We start from the raw sequence: 16,451 nt of genomic DNA on the forward strand, positions 1-16,451 counted from the left end.
CAAGGAGTTTTCCGTTTCGACTGCGCCGGAAGTGGGGCGAATTATAGACATCCAGAATCTGCCGTCAACCTTTAATTTCACAAATCTGTCATATGAGTCAAAAAAGCCCGCAAACACAAAGGCCGGCCCCAAGGGGCCGGCCTTCTTCCTTCTACTTACAAGCTAGGGAATGCGAATTGCGACGCTTCATGGCTCGCACGCTGCGGCCAGCGCTGGGTGATGGCTTTGCGGCGGGTGTAGAAACGCACACCGTCCGGACCATACGCATGCAGGTCGCCGAACAGCGAACGCTTCCAGCCACCGAAGCTGTGGTAAGCCACCGGCACCGGCAACGGTACGTTAACGCCGACCATGCCCACTTCGATCTCATCGCAGAACAACCGCGCCGCTTCACCATCACGGGTGAAGATACAGGTGCCGTTGCCATACTCGTGATCGTTGATCAGCTGCATCGCCTCTTCCAGGCTGTTCACCCGAACGACGCACAACACCGGCCCAAAGATCTCTTCTTTATAGATACGCATCTCTGGCGTGACGTTATCGAACAGGCAGCCACCCAGGAAGAAGCCTTCCTCATGACCGGCCACGCTCAGACCACGACCGTCGACCACCAGCGTCGCGCCGGAAGAAACGCCGTCTTCGACATAACCGCTGACCTTGTCCCGTGCCTGACCGGTAACCAACGGCCCCATGTCCAGACCACACGTAGTACCCGCGCCGATTTTCAGCGCCTTGATCTGCGGCACCAGTTTTTCCACCAGCGCATCCGCCACCTGGTCACCGACGCACACCGCCACCGAGATCGCCATGCAACGCTCGCCGCAAGAACCGTAGGCCGCGCCCATCAGTGCGCTGACCGCGTTATCCAGATCCGCATCCGGCATCAGCACCGCATGGTTCTTCGCGCCGCCCAGTGCCTGGACGCGTTTGCCGCGCTTGGTGCCTTCGGCGTAGATGTATTCGGCAATCGGCGTCGAACCGACGAAACTCAGCGCTTTGACCTCCGGCGCTTCGATCAGCGCATCCACCGCAGCCTTGTCACCGTGCACGACGTTCAGCACGCCTTTAGGCAGACCGGCTTCCAGCAACAGTTGAGCGATCAGCAACGTGGAGCTCGGATCACGCTCGGACGGCTTGAGGATAAAGCAGTTGCCGCAGACGATTGCCAGCGGATACATCCACAGCGGCACCATCGCCGGGAAGTTGAACGGGGTAATACCGGCCACCACGCCCAACGGCTGGAAGTCCGACCACGCATCAATGTTCGGGCCGACATTACGGCTGTATTCACCCTTGAGGATTTCCGGCGCTGCGCACGCGAACTCGACGTTCTCGATACCGCGCTTCAATTCGCCAGCCGCGTCTTCCAGGGTCTTGCCGTGCTCTTCGCTAATCAACTGGGCAATGCGTGCTTCGTTCTGTTCCAGCAATTGCTTGAAGCGAAACATCACCTGGGCACGTTTGGCCGGTGGCGTGTTGCGCCAAGCCGGGAATGCAGCCTTGGCCGAGTCGATGGCTTTTTGAATGGTTTCGCGGCTGGCCAACGGCAGCTTGTGGATCGCCTGGCCGGTAGACGGGTTGAACACGTCAGCCGTGCGACCGTCTTCGGTCACCAGTTCGCCATTGATCAAATGCGGGATAAGGCTCATGTAACGCTCCTGAAAAGTTGTCCACAGGCGCCCCATATAAGGACGCCTCTATATAGAAGAGAAAATCAGTCGATCTTGTTCAGCACTTCGCCGACCGCGTCGAACAGACGATCAAGGTCTTGCGGCTTGCTGTTGAAGGTTGGGCCGAACTGCAGGGTGTCTCCGCCGAAGCGCACATAGAACCCGGCTTTCCACAGCGCCATACCCGCTTCGAATGGACGCACGATCGCGTCGCCATCACGCGGCGCGATCTGAATCGCCCCGGCCAGGCCGTAGTTACGAATGTCGATGATGTTCTTCGAACCTTTCAGACCATGCAGCGCATTTTCGAAATGCGGGGCCACCTCGGCCACGCTCTGCACCAGGTTTTCCTTTTGCAGCAGGTCGAGTGCCGCCAGGCCAGCGGCGCACGCCACCGGGTGCGCGGAGTAGGTATAGCCGTGCGGGAATTCCACCGCGTACTCAGGTGTCGCTTGGTTCATGAAGGTTTGGTAGATCTCGGAGCTGGCAATCACCGCGCCCATCGGGATCGCGCCGTTGGTGACTTGCTTGGCGATGCACATCAGGTCCGGAGTCACGCCGAAGGTATCGGCACCGAACATTTTGCCGGTACGGCCGAAACCGGTGATCACTTCGTCGAACACCAGCAGGATGTTGTGCTGATCGCAAATCTCGCGCAGACGCTTGAGGTAACCCTGTGGCGGAACCAGTACACCAGCAGAACCGGCCAGCGGCTCAACGAATACCGCGGCGATGTTCGACGCATCGTGCAGTTCGATCAACTTCAGCAGCTCATCTGCCAAAGCAATACCACCGAGCTCCGGCATGCCGCGAGAGTAGGCATTGCTCGCCAACAGCGTGTGCGGCAGGTGATCAACGTCCATCATCGCCTGACCGAACATTTTGCGGTTGCCATTCACACCGCCAAGGCTGGTGCCGGCGATGTTCACGCCGTGGTAACCGCGAGCACGGCCGATCATTTTGGTCTTGGTGGCCTGGCCTTTCAGGCGCCAGTAAGCGCGGACCATTTTCACCGCGGTGTCCGCGCACTCGGAACCCGAGTCAGTGAAGAACACGTGATTCAGGTTGCCTGGGGTCAGGTCGGTGATTTTCTCTGCCAGTTGGAACGACAGCGGATGGCCATACTGGAAGCCTGGCGAGTAGTCGAGCGTGCCCAATTGCTTGGCGACCGCTTCCTGGATTTCCTTGCGGGTGTGCCCGGCGCCGCAAGTCCACAGACCGGACAGCGAGTCATAAACCTTGCGGCCCTTGTCGTCGATCAGCCAGCTGCCTTGCGCCGCCACGATCAGACGCGGGTCGCGCTGGAAGTTACGGTTGGCGGTATAGGGCATCCAGTGAGCATCAAGCTTGAGCTGGCTGGCCAGGGAAGACGGGGCGTTTTCAGGCAAGTTCATGGGCAAAACCTCGCAGGCAATAAGCGGCATAGAGATCAAAAGCGTTCTTGCAGCTAAATTGCCATGGGGATAAAGTCTGTGAAATCCAACTTTTCTAACGTTCAGTCAGGCCGCTACTAAACTATGAGCACGCGTCGTCCCGATCCACTGGCGCAAGTCAGCGACTTTGATATCCGTTTGCTGCGGATCTTTCGCAGCGTGGTCGAGTGCGGTGGCTTCTCGGCGGCGGAAAGCGTGCTGGGGATCGGTCGTTCCGCTATCAGCCAGCAAATGAGCGATCTGGAACAACGCCTGGGCTTGCGGTTATGCCAACGTGGGCGCGCCGGGTTCTCCCTGACCGAGGAAGGTCGCGAGGTGTACCAATCGGCCTTGCAGCTATTAAGTGCGCTGGAAAGTTTCCGCACCGAGGTCAATGGCCTGCACCAACACTTGCGCGGCGAGTTGACCATCGGCCTGACCGACAACCTGGTCACCCTCCCCCACATGCGCATCACCCACGCCTTGGCGCAATTGAAGGAACGTGGCCCGGACGTGCAAATCCAGATCCGCATGATCGCGCCCAACGAAGTTGAGCAAGGCGTGCTCGATGGGCGTTTGCATGTCGGTGTAGTGCCCCAGGCCAGCGCGCTGTCGGGGCTGGAATATCAGCCGCTTTATAGCGAACGCTCGCTGTTGTATTGCGCGGTTGGGCATCCGCTGTTTTATGTCGACGACAAACAACTCGACGATGATCGCCTCAACAGCCAGGACGCGATCGCGCCGACCTTCCGACTGCCAGCGGACATCCAGGCCCACTACCAGGCACTCAACTGCACCGCCAGTGCTTCGGACCGTGAGGGCATGGCGTTCCTGATCCTGACCGGGCGCTACATCGGTTACCTGCCGGATCATTACGCCAGCCTCTGGGTGCAACAAGGTCGCCTGCGTGCGCTGAAACCGAAGGCGCGTTTCTATGACCTGAGCCTAGCATCGGTCACGCGCAAGGGCCGTCGCCCGCATCTGGTGCTGGAAAGCTTTCTTGAAAGCCTCGCCGCGACACGCTGAACAACCGAAGAAACCTGCGCCCCAGGACTTGTCTGAAGCCCGTGGGTGCGCTATCAACGCACTGGTTGCACCCACCTACTTGTCTGGAAGTGCCTATGACCTTTGAAGTCCCAGCTCACGGCGGTAAACCTGCCAGCCGCATTCGTCAGAAGAACGAAGAGACCATCATCAAAGCCGCCGAAGACGAGTTCGCCCGTCACGGGTTCAAAGGCACCAGCATGAACACCATTGCCCAGAATGCCGGGTTGCCCAAGGCGAACCTGCATTACTACTTCACCAACAAACTCGGTTTGTACGTGGCGGTGCTGAGCAACATCATCGAGTTGTGGGACAGCACCTTCAACACCCTGACGGCCGAGGACGATCCGGCCGAGGCATTGACCCGCTACATCCGCGCCAAAATGGAATTCTCCCGGCGCCAGCCACAAGCTTCGCGAGTCTTCGCCATGGAAGTGATCAGCGGCGGCGAATGCCTGACCGAGTATTTCAACCAGGATTACCGCGCCTGGTTCCAGGGCCGGGCCGCGGTGTTCCAGGCGTGGATCGACGCCGGCAAAATGGACCCGGTCGACCCGGTCAACCTGATCTTCCTGTTGTGGGGCAGCACTCAGCATTACGCCGACTTCGCGACCCAGATCTGCCGAGTCAGCGGACGCACCAAGCTGACCAAGCAAGACATGGAAGAAGCCGGCAACAACCTGATCCGTATCATTCTCAAAGGCTGCGGCCTGACCCCTGTTATTTAAGACACCTATGCCTTTTACCCTCAGCGACTTTTGCGAATACCGCGAAGAGATTCGCAAAAGCCGCTTCATCACCTTCGCCGCGCCGATCTCAAGCCCGGCTGACGCCCAGGCATTCCTCGAACAGCACAGTGACCTCAACGCCTCGCACAATTGCTGGGCGTGGAAACTCGGCGACCAGTACCGCAGCAACGACGATGGCGAACCCGGCGGCACCGCAGGCCGACCCATTCTGGCGGCGATCGAAGCGCAGGACTGCGATCAGGTCGCGGTGCTAGTGATTCGTTGGTACGGCGGAATCCAATTGGGCACCGGAGGCCTCGCCCGGGCGTATGGCGGCGGTGCCAACAAATGCCTGCAAGCGGCACCCAAGGTCGAGCTGATCAGTCGAGTGCCCGTCAGTTGCGCCTGTGCCTTCAGTGAACTGGCGTTGGTGAAACTTCGCGTGGCGGAACTGGGCGGACTGGTCGTAGAAGAATCGTTCACCGCCAACGGCGTCGAACTGCAATTGGCGATGGGAAAAGCGCAGATCCCGGCCCTGCAAACGCAACTGGCGGACTTGAGTCGCGGACGCATTGTGTTGCAGCACTGAACGCACCAACACCGTTCACCCTTATTCCGTCGACGTCAGGATTTTGCCCACATCTACTGTGCACCCGCCTGTGGATAACCTGAGCACATGTGCCTGTAACCCTTCTGTCATGCGGGTTTGCGGGCTTTGTTCATTTTTCGTCCAATTTTCTATCACCCACGTTAAATTCACGTAAAAACAAACAGTTAGATCGGGTTATCACCTTTAGAAGATAGCCGCACAGTGCTTATGCCCGACGTTTGAGCTTGCGCACAAATACTGTGGAGCAATCTGTGGATAACCCGTTCATGGTCGACGCGGCCCCATATACAGCATGGCTTGCGGGCTGCTGTTCATTTTTTAACCAACTTCCTGCGAGCGAAACTGGAGCCTGATCAAAGGCTTCGCACTCAACTGGTGCCTGATTCGGAATCGATAGATCGCAACGCATTGTCCTTGGGGCCTGTGCTTGCGCGGATTTTCAGCTTTCCTGACCCAATGGCCAGGAAATTGCTTTATCCACAGGCATCACGCCCATCGACCCGAGTCAGTCATGCCCAACCCCGTGCCGATCCCCGATCAAACACCCCGTCTGCAATTGCGCCACATCAGCAAACGCTACCCTGGATGCCTGGCCAACGACGCCATCGACCTGACCATCGCGCCGGGGGAAATCCATGCCCTGCTCGGGGAAAACGGTGCCGGCAAAAGCACGTTGATGAAGATCATCTACGGCGTCACCCAGGCCGATTCCGGGGAGATGATCTGGCAAGGGCAACGCGTGAACATACGCAATCCTTCCCAGGCCCGTGGTCTTGGGATCGGCATGGTGTTCCAGCATTTCTCGCTGTTCGAAACATTGAGCGTGGCACAGAACATCGCCTTGGCGATGGGCGCAGCGGCCGGCACGCCGAAACAGCTTGAACCGAAAATTCGTGAAGTGTCCCGCCGTTATGGCATGGCGCTGGAGCCGGAGCGACTTGTCCACAGCCTGTCGATTGGCGAGCGGCAACGGGTGGAAATCATTCGCTGCCTGATGCAAGACATCCGCCTGTTGATCCTCGATGAACCGACCTCGGTCCTGACCCCACAAGAAGCCGAAGAACTGTTCGTCACCTTGCGTCGCCTCGCGGCCGAGGGCTGCAGCATTCTGTTTATCAGCCACAAGCTCGGTGAAGTCCGGGCGCTGTGTCACAGCGCCACCGTGTTGCGCGGTGGTCGAGTGGCCGGGCATTGCCAGCCGGCCGAATGCTCGGACCGGCAACTGGCGCGGCTGATGGTCGGCGAAGCGGCCGAGACAATTACGGACTATCCGAAGGTGGTGGGCGGCGCGGCGTTTCTCAGTGTCAGCCGGTTGTCCTGGCTCAATCCCGATCCGTTCGGCTGCTCACTGAAGGAGGTTCACCTCGAGGTGCGCAGTGGTGAAATCGTCGGCATCGCCGGTGTCGCGGGCAATGGTCAGGATGAATTGCTGGCGCTGCTCAGCGGCGAAGAACGGCTGGCCCGCAACGACGGCGCAACGATCCGTTTCGCCGGGCAAGCGGTCGCCCACCTGCGACCCGATGCCCGACGCGAACTCGGCCTGGCCTTCGTCCCCGCTGAACGATTGGGTCACGGCGCGGTGCCGGAATTGAGCCTCGCCGACAACGCGCTGCTCACGGCTTTTCAACAAGGGCTGGTCAGCAATGGCTTGATCCAGCGCCGCAAGGTCGAAGCGTTGGCCGAAGAGATCATCCATCGTTTCGGGGTCAAGACGCCCGATGCCCAGACACCGGCCCGCAGCCTGTCCGGTGGCAACTTGCAGAAATTCATCCTCGGCCGGGAAATCCTCCAGCAACCCAGACTGCTGATCGCCGCACACCCGACCTGGGGCGTGGACGTCGGCGCCGCCGCGACCATTCACCGCGCGCTGATTGCCTTGCGCGATGCCGGCGCGGCGATCCTGGTGATCTCCGAAGACCTCGACGAATTGTTCCAGATCAGCGACCGCCTCGGCGCGTTGTGCGGCGGTCGTCTGTCGCCACTGAAAGCGACCGTCGACACGCGCATGATCGACGTCGGCGGCTGGATGGCCGGCCAGTTCGACGCCCCTCCCTCACCTGCACCCGTATCGGTTTAACGGAGTTTTTCATGCTGCTTTCTCTCGAACCCCGTGGCCAGCAATCGCGACTGATGCTCTGGTGCTCGCCGTTGCTCGCGGCGGCCCTGACGCTGGGCTGTGGCTCATTACTGTTTATCGCGCTGGGCCACGATCCGTTGCTGACCTTGCACACCTTGTTGATTGCGCCGATCAGCGACTGGTATGGCGTCTCGGAACTGTTGGTCAAAGCGTTGCCGATTTTGCTCTGTGCATTGGGGCTGGCCGTGGCCTATCAGGCGCGGATCTGGAACATCGGCGCTGAAGGTCAATTGCTGCTCGGCGCATTGGCCGGCAGTGCCTTGGCAGTGAACGTCATCGACCTGCAAAGTCGCTGGGCGCTGGTGTTGATTCTGCTGGTCGGCACCTTGGCCGGTGCGGCGTGGGCCGGACTGACCGCGTGGTTGCGCACGCGCTTCAATGCCAACGAAATCCTTACCAGCATCATGCTCAATTACATCGCCCTGAACCTGCTGCTGTTTTGCGTGCATGGGCCGTTGAAGGACCCGGCCGGGTTCAATTTTCCGGAGTCGGCGATGTTCAGTGACTTCAGCCGATTGCCGTTGTTGATGGAGGATGGCCGGGTTCACGCCGGGGTGTATTTCGCCTTGCTGGCGTTGGTCGCGGTGTGGGTGTTGTTGCAGAAAAGCTTTATCGGTTTCCAGATCAAAGTGTTGGGGCTGGACAAGCGCGCGGCAGGTTTCGTCGGGTTTCGCGAGAAGCGCCTGATCTGGCTCGCGCTGTTGATCAGCGGCGGATTGGCGGGCCTGGCCGGCGTGTGTGAGGTGACCGGGCCGATCGGCCAATTGGTGCCGCAGGTCTCGCCGGGCTATGGCTACGCGGCGATCACCGTGGCGTTTCTCGGGCGACTCAATCCCATCGGCATTCTGTTTTCCAGCCTGTTGATGGCGTTGCTGTACATCGGCGGTGAGAGCGCGCAGATGAGCATGAACCTGCCGCAAGCCATCACCCAATTGTTCCAGGGAATGATGCTGTTTTTCCTGCTGGCCAGCGATGTGCTGATTCTCTACCGACCACGCTTGAACGTGCGCTGGGCTCGCCGCGCGCCAGCCACCGTACCTGCCGGAGCGCTGTGATGGATATCGATCTGCTGAGCAATATTTTCTACGCGATGGTCCGTTGCGGTACGCCGTTGCTGTTGGTGGCGTTGGGTGAATTGATCTGCGAGAAGAGCGGCGTCCTCAATCTCGGTCAGGAAGGGATGATGCTGTTTGGCGCGGTGATCGGTTTTATCGTCGCGCTGAACAGCGGCAACCTGTGGCTCGGCGTGCTGCTGGCGATGCTCGCCGGGATGCTGTTGTCGTCGCTGTTTGCCTTGGTGGCGCTGGTGTTCAACGCCAATCAAGTGGCCACTGGGTTGGCGCTGACGATCTTCGGCGTGGGCTTGTCGACGTTTGTCGGGGCAGCGTGGGTTGGCAAACCGCTGGCCGGTTTTGAGCCGGTGGCGATTCCTTACTTGAGTGAGATCCCGCTGATCGGGCGGATGCTGTTTGCGCAGGATCTGTTGGTGTACTTGTCATTCGCGCTGTTTGCGTTGGTGGCGTGGGTGATTCTGAAAAGCCGCGTTGGGCTGATCATTCAGGCCGTTGGGGAAAACCCGGACGCGGCCAGCGCGATGGGCTTGCCGGTGTTGGGTGTGCGCACGCTGGCGGTGTTGTTCGGCGGTGCGATGGCCGGGTTGGCCGGGGCGTATCTGTCCCTGGCGTACACACCGATGTGGGCGGAGAACATGAGCGCCGGGCGCGGCTGGATTGCACTGGCGCTGGTGGTATTTGCCAGTTGGCGGGTGTGGCGGTTGCTGCTGGGGGCATACCTGTTCGGGCTCGCCAGCATCCTGCATTTGGTGGCGCAGGGGTTGGGGCTGGCGATTCCGTCGAGCCTGCTGGCGATGTTGCCGTATGTCGCGACGATTGTGGTGTTGGTGTTGTTGTCGCGGGACGCCGTGCGGACACGGTTGTATGCGCCGGTGTCGTTGGGGCAGCCGTGGCAGGGTGGGCATTAGGGTTGGATGGGCCGGCCCCTTCGCGAGCAAGCCCGCTCCCACACTTGACCGAGTCAAACCGGTTTCCGGTGACCGACATAAATCTACTGTGGGAGCGAGCCTGCTCGCGAAGGCTGCCTGACAGGCAACACTTGAGCCACGCCCCACGCCAATTCAAAGACCAGGAAAACCACTAACAGCGAACTGGCCCCATGCAGCAAGGCATACAGCTGCCAAGCCGAAAACAGAAACCTGCCAACCGCGTCATACCGCCCAAACACCTGCTGCGGATCCCGAATCCGCAGCACCGCCCAAACGCACACAATCGACCCCAACAGATTCGCCATCAACATGTGCATCGGCTCAAACGCCGGCAGCGCCCCAGGCAAATCCAACGCCTGACTCAACCCCGTCAACCCTCCATGCAAAACCGCGAAACTCCACGGCGTGACAAACGCCGCCGTCACGATCAAGTCATACCAGGCGCTGCCCCGCACCACCCGGCGATATTGCGCTGAAGTCCACATCGGCGTTGCTCCATACATTCGAGGAGCATCAAGGCTAAAGCCTGGAGTATGCTCCAGGGTCAAGCCCTCTTGAGACACCACTATGCGCATCGGTGAATTAGCCCAGGCCAGCGCCGTCAGCCGTGACACGCTACGGTTTTACGAGCAACGCGGATTGATCGCCGCGCAACGCAGCGCCAATGGTTATCGCGACTACCCGGCAGACATGGTGCAACTGGTGCAGTACATCAAGACCGCCCAACGGCTGGGCTTCACCCTCGGCGAAATCGGCAACAGCGTCGCGGCAATCTGGCAATCGCCCGATCCAGACAGCGCCGTCACGCAACTGCTGCAAGACAAACTCAAACTGATCGAAACCCGGATGGATGAACTGGGCGCGTTGCGTCACGAGTTGCAACAACGGCTCGGGCAACGCTGTCCACTGAATCCGTGATCCTCTTTTTTCAAGGAAGCCACTCATGTCCAAGGCAAAAACCGCACTCATCATCGGAGCCTCCCGAGGCTTGGGCCTCGGCCTGGTGAAAACCCTGCTGGCCGACGGCTGGCAAGTCACCGCCACCGTGCGTAACCCGCAAAACGCCGACGCCCTGCGGGCCGTGGGCAACGTGCGGATCGAGAAACTCGACATGGACGATCAGCCGGCGGTGATCGCCCTTAGCCAACAGCTCAAAGGTGAAGTGTTTGACCTGCTGTTCGTGAATGCCGGGGTCAAGGGCCCGGACGTTCAGACACCGGGCGGTGCGACGCTGGCCGAGGTGGGCCAGTTGTTTTTCACCAACGCCGTGGCCCCGATCAACCTGGCCCAGCATTTCGTCGGGCAGATTCGTCCGGACAGCGGCGTGCTGGCGTTCATGAGTTCGGTGCTGGGCAGCGTGACCATGCCGGACGCGCCGGAACTGGCGCTGTACAAGGCGAGCAAGGCTGCACTGAACTCGATGACCAACAGCTTTGTGACGCAACTGGGCGAGCAGACACTCACCGTGCTGTCGCTGCATCCGGGCTGGGTGAAAACCGACATGGGCGGCGAAGGTGCGGACATTGATGTGGACACTAGCACCCGCGGGCTGGTTGATCAGGTGAATGCCTACACCGGCAAGGGCGGGCATCACTTCGTGAATTACCGGGGTGAAACCATTCCCTGGTAATCACCCCACAATTCCTTGTGGGATCATTCCATGCAGGGATTTGTGTTGTCTGGTCGGGTCGGGCTTGCCCGGCGCTGCGTTTTGTCCGAAACTCCGCACCTCGCCCCCGCGGCGATCCTGGATCAGCAGACAGGGTAATCACTGAGCTGGCAACCCTGAACCCAACTTTCAGAGGAGCCGGCCAACATGCCCGCATCCCGTACCTGGTTAAAAAATCCCCTCGCGATCTTCACTGCCAATGGCCTCGATGCCCGTGGCGGCCTGGTGGTGCAAGACGGCGTGATCGTCGAAGTGCTCGCCGCCGGCCAGCAACCGTCCGCGCCCTGTGGACAGGTTTTCGATGCCCGCGAGCACGTGATCCTGCCGGGACTGATCAACACCCATCACCATTTCTATCAAACCCTGACTCGTGCCTGGGCGCCGGTGGTCAATCAGCCGTTGTTCCCGTGGCTGAAAACCCTGTACCCGGTCTGGGCCCGCCTCACCCCGGAAAAACTCGCCCTCGCCACTAAAGTCGCGCTGGCCGAGTTGCTGCTGTCCGGCTGCACCACCGCGGCCGATCACCATTACCTGTTTCCCGAAGGCCTGGAAAACGCGATCGACGTGCAAGTCGAAAGCGTTCGCGAACTGGGCATGCGCGCCATGCTCACGCGCGGTTCCATGAGCCTCGGCGAGAAGGACGGCGGCCTGCCACCGCAGCAGACCGTGCAGGAAGGCGAAGTCATCCTCGCCGACAGCCAGCGCTTGATCGCCGAGTACCACGAACGCGGTGACGGTGCGCAAATCCAGATCGCCCTCGCGCCCTGCTCGCCCTTCTCGGTGACCCCGGAAATCATGTCCGCCAGTGCTGAACTCGCGAACAAACTCGACGTGCGCCTGCACACCCACCTGGCCGAAACCCTCGACGAAGAAGATTTCTGCCTGCAACGCTTTGGCCTGCGCACCGTGGATTATCTCGACAGCGTTGGCTGGCTCGGCCCGCGTACGTGGCTGGCCCACGGCATCCACTTCAACCCGGACGAAATCGCCCGCCTCGGCGCTGCCGGCACCGGTATTTGCCATTGCCCAAGCTCGAACATGCGCCTCGCTTCCGGCATCTGCCCGACGCTAGACCTTACGGCCGCGGGCGCGTTGCTCGGGCTGGGCGTGGACGGTTCGGCGTCCAACGATGCGTCGAACATGATGCTCGAAACCCGCCAGGCGTTGTACATCCAGCGCCTGCGTTATGGCGCCGAGAAGATCACGCCGGAGTTGGTACTGGGCTGGGCAACCAAGGGTTCGGCGAGCTTGCTGGGGCGTACCGATATTGGTGAGCTGGCGGTTGGCAAGCAGGCGGATCTGGCATTGTTCAAACTCGATGAGCTGCGCTTCTCTGGCAGCCATGATCCGGTGTCGGCACTGCTGCTGTGCGGCGCGGATCGGGCGGATCGGGTGATGGTCGGTGGCAAGTGGCGAGTGATTGACGGGCAGGTTGAGGGGTTGGACCTCAAAGGATTGATTGCTGATCACAGCCAGGCTGCTCGCCAACTGATCGCCGGTACCTGACACAACACAAATCAAAAACTGTGGTTTTAGGGTGTGGTCAGAGACCGAGCAGCGACAACATGATGAATGTCGCGAACAGCACAAAGTGGGTCATCCCTTCGATGGCGTTGGTTTCGCCATCGTTGAGGTTGATCGCACTGACGATCAACGTCAGGAAGATCATCACTGTCTGTACCGGCGTCATCGCCATCTGAAAGGGCTGACCGGTATACAGCGCCATTGCTTCCATCACCGGCACGGTCAGGATCACCGTCGATAGCGACGCCCCCATCGCGATGTTGACCACCGACTGCATCCGATTGGCCAACGCAGCGCGCAATGCCGTCAGAATCTCCGGCGCCGCCGAAATGGCCGCCACCAGAATCGCCGTAATCACCGGCGGAGCGCCCGTCCCTTCCAGCCCCAGATCGAGGGTCTTGGACATCACCTCGGCCAGTGCGCCGATCACCACCACGCCAAACACCAACGTGCCGATGCTCAGCGCCACATTGACCGGTTCAGGTTCCTCTTCCGGGACTTTCCGGCGGCGTTTTTCCGGATAGCTGTAGCTGAAAAAATAACTGTGCGGCCCGACCTGCATCCGCAGGAACAACGCGTAGAGCACGACCATCGCACCGATGGTGAAGCCCGAATAAATCTTCCAGTTGGCCTCGGGAATGAACTCCGGCACCACCATCGACACGCCCATGGCCGTGAGGATCATAACGCTGTAGCTGCGCGCCGAATCATCGTTGTAGGACTGCTCGCCGTGCTTGAGCCCGCCCATTAAGGCGGCGAGGCCGAGGATGCCGTTGATGTCGAGCATCACCGCCGAGTAAATCGTGTCGCGCACCAAAGTGGACGAGGCTTCGTTGCTCATCATGATCGCCAGGATCACCACTTCCACCAGCACCGCCGCCAGCGTCAGGATCATCGTGCCGTAGGGGTCGCCGACTTTTTCCGCCAACAGCTCGGCGTGATGGGCGACGCGCATGGAGGCGGTGACAATAAACGCAATCAACACCAACCCGGCGCCCAGCGCGACCGATTGGCCGCTGTGGAGCATCCAGTGCTCCAGCGGGTACGCGACGACGGCGGCGAGCACGGCCAGCAGCAGAAATGTTTCTTGCTTGAGGAGTGTGAACATTGCGGGCCTTTTTGCACAGTGAAGCGAAAGCAGAGTGATGAGCTACTGACTGCGGTGCAGCGCTAACGTTTCGTTACACCTTAGCGCACCAGTGGATGGCAGCCGTGATCGGCCATGCACTTTTATCGGCCTTGCGGGCCTCTTCGCGAGCAGGCTCGCTCCCACAGGGGGATACGGTCCCCTGTGGGAGCGAGCCTGCTCGCGAAGGCCTCACCTCGGTCATGAAGACTTTGTTGTCCTGTTGGTCAGTAATTTGCATTGCCCCTGCCAACCTCAAAACAAAATGGAGTTGGAATTCATGCATAAACGTCCGCTGAAGAAGCTTTTGTGCGCCGTCGTCGCCGCCGCCATCGGTCTGAGCACCAGCCTGACCGCCAGTGCCGCCGACCCGCTGAAAGTCGGCTTCGTCTATATCGGTCCGATCGGTGACCACGGCTGGACGTATCAGCATGAACAGGGGCGCAAAGTACTGGCCGAAAAATTCGGTTCGCAGATCACCACCAACTATGTGGAGAACGTCGCGGAAGGCGCCGACGCCGAGCGGGTGATCCGCAACATGGCCAAGGACAACTACGACCTGATCTTCACCACTTCCTTCGGCTACATGAACCCGACACTGAAAGTCGCCAAGCAATTTCCCAAGGTGACCTTCGAACACGCCACCGGCTACAAGCAGGACAAGAACCTCGGCACCTATTTGGCGCGAACCTACGAAGGTCGCTACGTCGGCGGTTTCCTCGCGGCGAAGATGACCAAGACCAAGAAGATCGGCTACGTCGCGTCCTTCCCGATCCCTGAAGTGATCCGCGACATCAACGCCATTCAACTGGCCCTGAACAAGTACAACCCCGGCACCGAGATCAAAGTGGTGTGGGTCAACTCGTGGTTCGACCCGGGCAAGGAAGCCGACGCCGCCAACGCGCTGATCGACCAGGGCGTGGACGTGGTGTTCCAGCACACCGACAGCCCGGCGCCGATCCAGGCGGCCGAACGTCGCGGTGTATATGCCGTCGGCTACGCATCGGACATGGCGCATTTCGGGCCGAAAGCGGTGCTGACCTCCATCGTCAACGACTGGGGCCCGCACTACGTTCAAGCGACCCAAAGCGTGCTCGACCACAACTGGAAATCCCAGGATTACTGGGGTGGTTTGAAGGAAGGCACGGTTGAGTTGCCGATCAGTGACCTGGTGCCGGCACCAGTGAAAGCCGAAGCCGAGCAGATCATTGCCGACATCAAGAGCGGCGCGCTGCACCCTTTCACCGGGCCGATCAAGGATCAGGCAGGCGCAGAGAAAATTGCCGCGGGTGCGACAGCGAGCAATGCAGAGCTGGCGTCGATGAACTATTACGTTGAAGGCATGAAGGCCGAGATTCCGAAGTAATCCTTCACACCAGACGCAAGCCCCTGTGGGAGCGAGCCTGCTCGCGAAGGCGATAGCACATTCAACACAAATGTTGGCTGACACACCGCATTCGCGAGCAAGCTCGCTCCCACAATGGATATTCATCGATTTCAAGGAATGTGCATGAACCGTCTTCCTATCATCGACATCGCCCCGCTCTACAGCGATGACCAGATCGCCTGGCAATCCGTCGCCAGCGAAATCGACCACGCCTGCCGCGAATGGGGTTTCTTCTACATCAAGGGCCACCCGATTTCCGCGCAACGCATCGCCGCCGTACTCGACCACGCCCAACGCTTCTTCGCCCAACCCACCGCCGAAAAGCTCAAAATCGACATCACCCAAACCCGCCACCACCGCGGCTACGGCGCCATCGCCACCGAACAACTCGACCCGAGCAAGCCCAGCGACCTCAAGGAAACCTTCGACATGGGCCTGCACTTGCCGGCCGATCATCCGGAACTCCTCGCGGAAAAACCGTTGCGCGGCCCAAACCGTCATCCCTCGCTGCCCGGCTGGGAAGCGCTGATGGAGCAACACTACGTCGACATGCAGGCCCTCGCCCAAACCCTGTTGCGCGCAATGACGTTGGCCCTGGGCATCGAGCGGGATTTTTTCGACAGCCGTTTCAAAGAGCCGGTCAGCGTACTGCGCATGATCCATTACCCGCCGCGCCACACCGCCAGTTCCGCCGAACAACAGGGCGCCGGCGCTCACACCGATTACGGCTGCATCACCCTGCTGTATCAGGACGCTGCCGGTGGCTTGCAAGTGCGCAATGTGAAAGGCGAATGGATCGACGCACCACCGATTGAAGGCACGTTCGTGGTCAACCTCGGCGACATGATGGCGCGCTGGAGCAACGACCGTTACCTGTCGACGCCGCATCGGGTGATCAGCCCTTTGGGCGTGGACCGTTATTCGATGCCATTCTTTGCCGAGCCGCACCCCGACACACGCATCGAATGCCTGCCCGGTTGTCAGGATGACGCGCACCCGGCGAAATACCCGGCCACCAGCTGCGCCGAGTTCCTGCTCTCGCGCTTCGCCGATACCTACGCCTATCGACGGGAACCAGAAGCGGTGTAATCAACCGGCTGGTCAGGTTTTGCTAAATGTTTCTCCGGGCATCTGTAGAATGC

Annotated in this window: 15 protein-coding genes; 11 read left to right on the forward strand and 4 right to left on the reverse strand. The window is 60.2% G+C overall.

Annotated features, from left to right (window positions below):
* Positions 1-155: 155 nt before the first annotated feature.
* The gene (locus ACWKV5_RS28330) at positions 156-1,649 is read right to left on the reverse strand and encodes a CoA-acylating methylmalonate-semialdehyde dehydrogenase (protein ID WP_123436029.1); all 1,494 of its coding nucleotides are present in this window, start codon (positions 1,647-1,649) and stop codon (positions 156-158) included.
* A gap of 65 nt (positions 1,650-1,714) precedes the next feature.
* Entirely contained in the window at positions 1,715-3,064 is a 1,350-nt protein-coding gene (gene aptA / locus ACWKV5_RS28335) for an omega-aminotransferase AptA (protein WP_483843946.1), read from the reverse strand.
* A gap of 123 nt (positions 3,065-3,187) precedes the next feature.
* Here aptA and ACWKV5_RS28340 point away from each other — a divergent pair, with 123 nt between their 5' ends.
* From ACWKV5_RS28340 to ACWKV5_RS28365, 6 genes are all read left to right on the forward strand, one after another.
* Positions 3,188-4,108, forward strand: coding sequence for a LysR family transcriptional regulator (locus ACWKV5_RS28340; protein WP_123436027.1), 921 nt, complete (start codon positions 3,188-3,190; stop codon positions 4,106-4,108).
* A gap of 95 nt (positions 4,109-4,203) precedes the next feature.
* On the forward strand, positions 4,204-4,854 hold the full coding sequence (locus ACWKV5_RS28345) for a TetR/AcrR family transcriptional regulator (protein ID WP_140669575.1): 651 nt from the start codon (positions 4,204-4,206) through the stop codon (positions 4,852-4,854).
* Between the two features lie 7 nt (positions 4,855-4,861).
* A complete protein-coding gene (locus tag ACWKV5_RS28350) occupies positions 4,862-5,443 on the forward strand; it encodes an IMPACT family protein (protein ID WP_483843947.1) in 582 nt (193 codons plus the stop codon).
* A gap of 532 nt (positions 5,444-5,975) precedes the next feature.
* The gene (locus ACWKV5_RS28355; RefSeq protein WP_483843948.1) at positions 5,976-7,541 is read left to right on the forward strand and encodes an ABC transporter ATP-binding protein; all 1,566 of its coding nucleotides are present in this window, start codon (positions 5,976-5,978) and stop codon (positions 7,539-7,541) included.
* Positions 7,542-7,552: 11 nt separating this feature from the next.
* A complete protein-coding gene (locus tag ACWKV5_RS28360) occupies positions 7,553-8,656 on the forward strand; it encodes an ABC transporter permease (RefSeq protein WP_483843949.1) in 1,104 nt (367 codons plus the stop codon).
* A complete protein-coding gene (locus ACWKV5_RS28365) occupies positions 8,656-9,582 on the forward strand; it encodes an ABC transporter permease (protein WP_123514976.1) in 927 nt (308 codons plus the stop codon). Before ACWKV5_RS28360 ends, ACWKV5_RS28365 begins: the two co-directional genes overlap by 1 nt.
* A gap of 83 nt (positions 9,583-9,665) precedes the next feature.
* On the opposite strand, the gene ACWKV5_RS28370 is transcribed toward ACWKV5_RS28365, so the two are convergent.
* Entirely contained in the window at positions 9,666-10,088 is a 423-nt protein-coding gene (locus ACWKV5_RS28370) for a hypothetical protein (RefSeq protein WP_483843950.1), read from the reverse strand.
* An 82-nt stretch (positions 10,089-10,170) separates the two neighbouring features.
* On the opposite strand from ACWKV5_RS28370, the gene ACWKV5_RS28375 reads away from it, so the two are divergent.
* From ACWKV5_RS28375 to ACWKV5_RS28385, 3 genes are all read left to right on the forward strand, one after another.
* Positions 10,171-10,521: a MerR family transcriptional regulator gene (locus ACWKV5_RS28375; protein WP_046032956.1), complete on the forward strand. Its 351-nt coding sequence runs from the start codon at positions 10,171-10,173 to the stop codon at positions 10,519-10,521.
* 25 nt (positions 10,522-10,546) lie between these two features.
* Complete coding sequence (locus ACWKV5_RS28380) at positions 10,547-11,233, forward strand: SDR family oxidoreductase (protein ID WP_483843951.1); 687 nt, start codon at positions 10,547-10,549, stop codon at positions 11,231-11,233.
* Positions 11,234-11,419: 186 nt separating this feature from the next.
* On the forward strand, positions 11,420-12,778 hold the full coding sequence (locus ACWKV5_RS28385) for an 8-oxoguanine deaminase (protein ID WP_483843952.1): 1,359 nt from the start codon (positions 11,420-11,422) through the stop codon (positions 12,776-12,778).
* A gap of 37 nt (positions 12,779-12,815) precedes the next feature.
* Here the strand turns inward: ACWKV5_RS28385 and ACWKV5_RS28390 are convergent, their stop codons facing one another.
* Positions 12,816-13,904, reverse strand: coding sequence for a calcium:cation antiporter (locus ACWKV5_RS28390; RefSeq protein ID WP_483843953.1), 1,089 nt, complete (start codon positions 13,902-13,904; stop codon positions 12,816-12,818).
* A gap of 298 nt (positions 13,905-14,202) precedes the next feature.
* Here ACWKV5_RS28390 and ACWKV5_RS28395 point away from each other — a divergent pair, with 298 nt between their 5' ends.
* Complete coding sequence (locus ACWKV5_RS28395; RefSeq protein ID WP_483843954.1) at positions 14,203-15,288, forward strand: BMP family ABC transporter substrate-binding protein; 1,086 nt, start codon at positions 14,203-14,205, stop codon at positions 15,286-15,288.
* Positions 15,289-15,432: 144 nt separating this feature from the next.
* Complete coding sequence (locus ACWKV5_RS28400) at positions 15,433-16,398, forward strand: 2-oxoglutarate and iron-dependent oxygenase domain-containing protein (protein ID WP_483843955.1); 966 nt, start codon at positions 15,433-15,435, stop codon at positions 16,396-16,398.
* Positions 16,399-16,451: the final 53 nt, after the last annotated feature.

The organism is Pseudomonas oplopanacis (genome assembly GCF_057128725.1).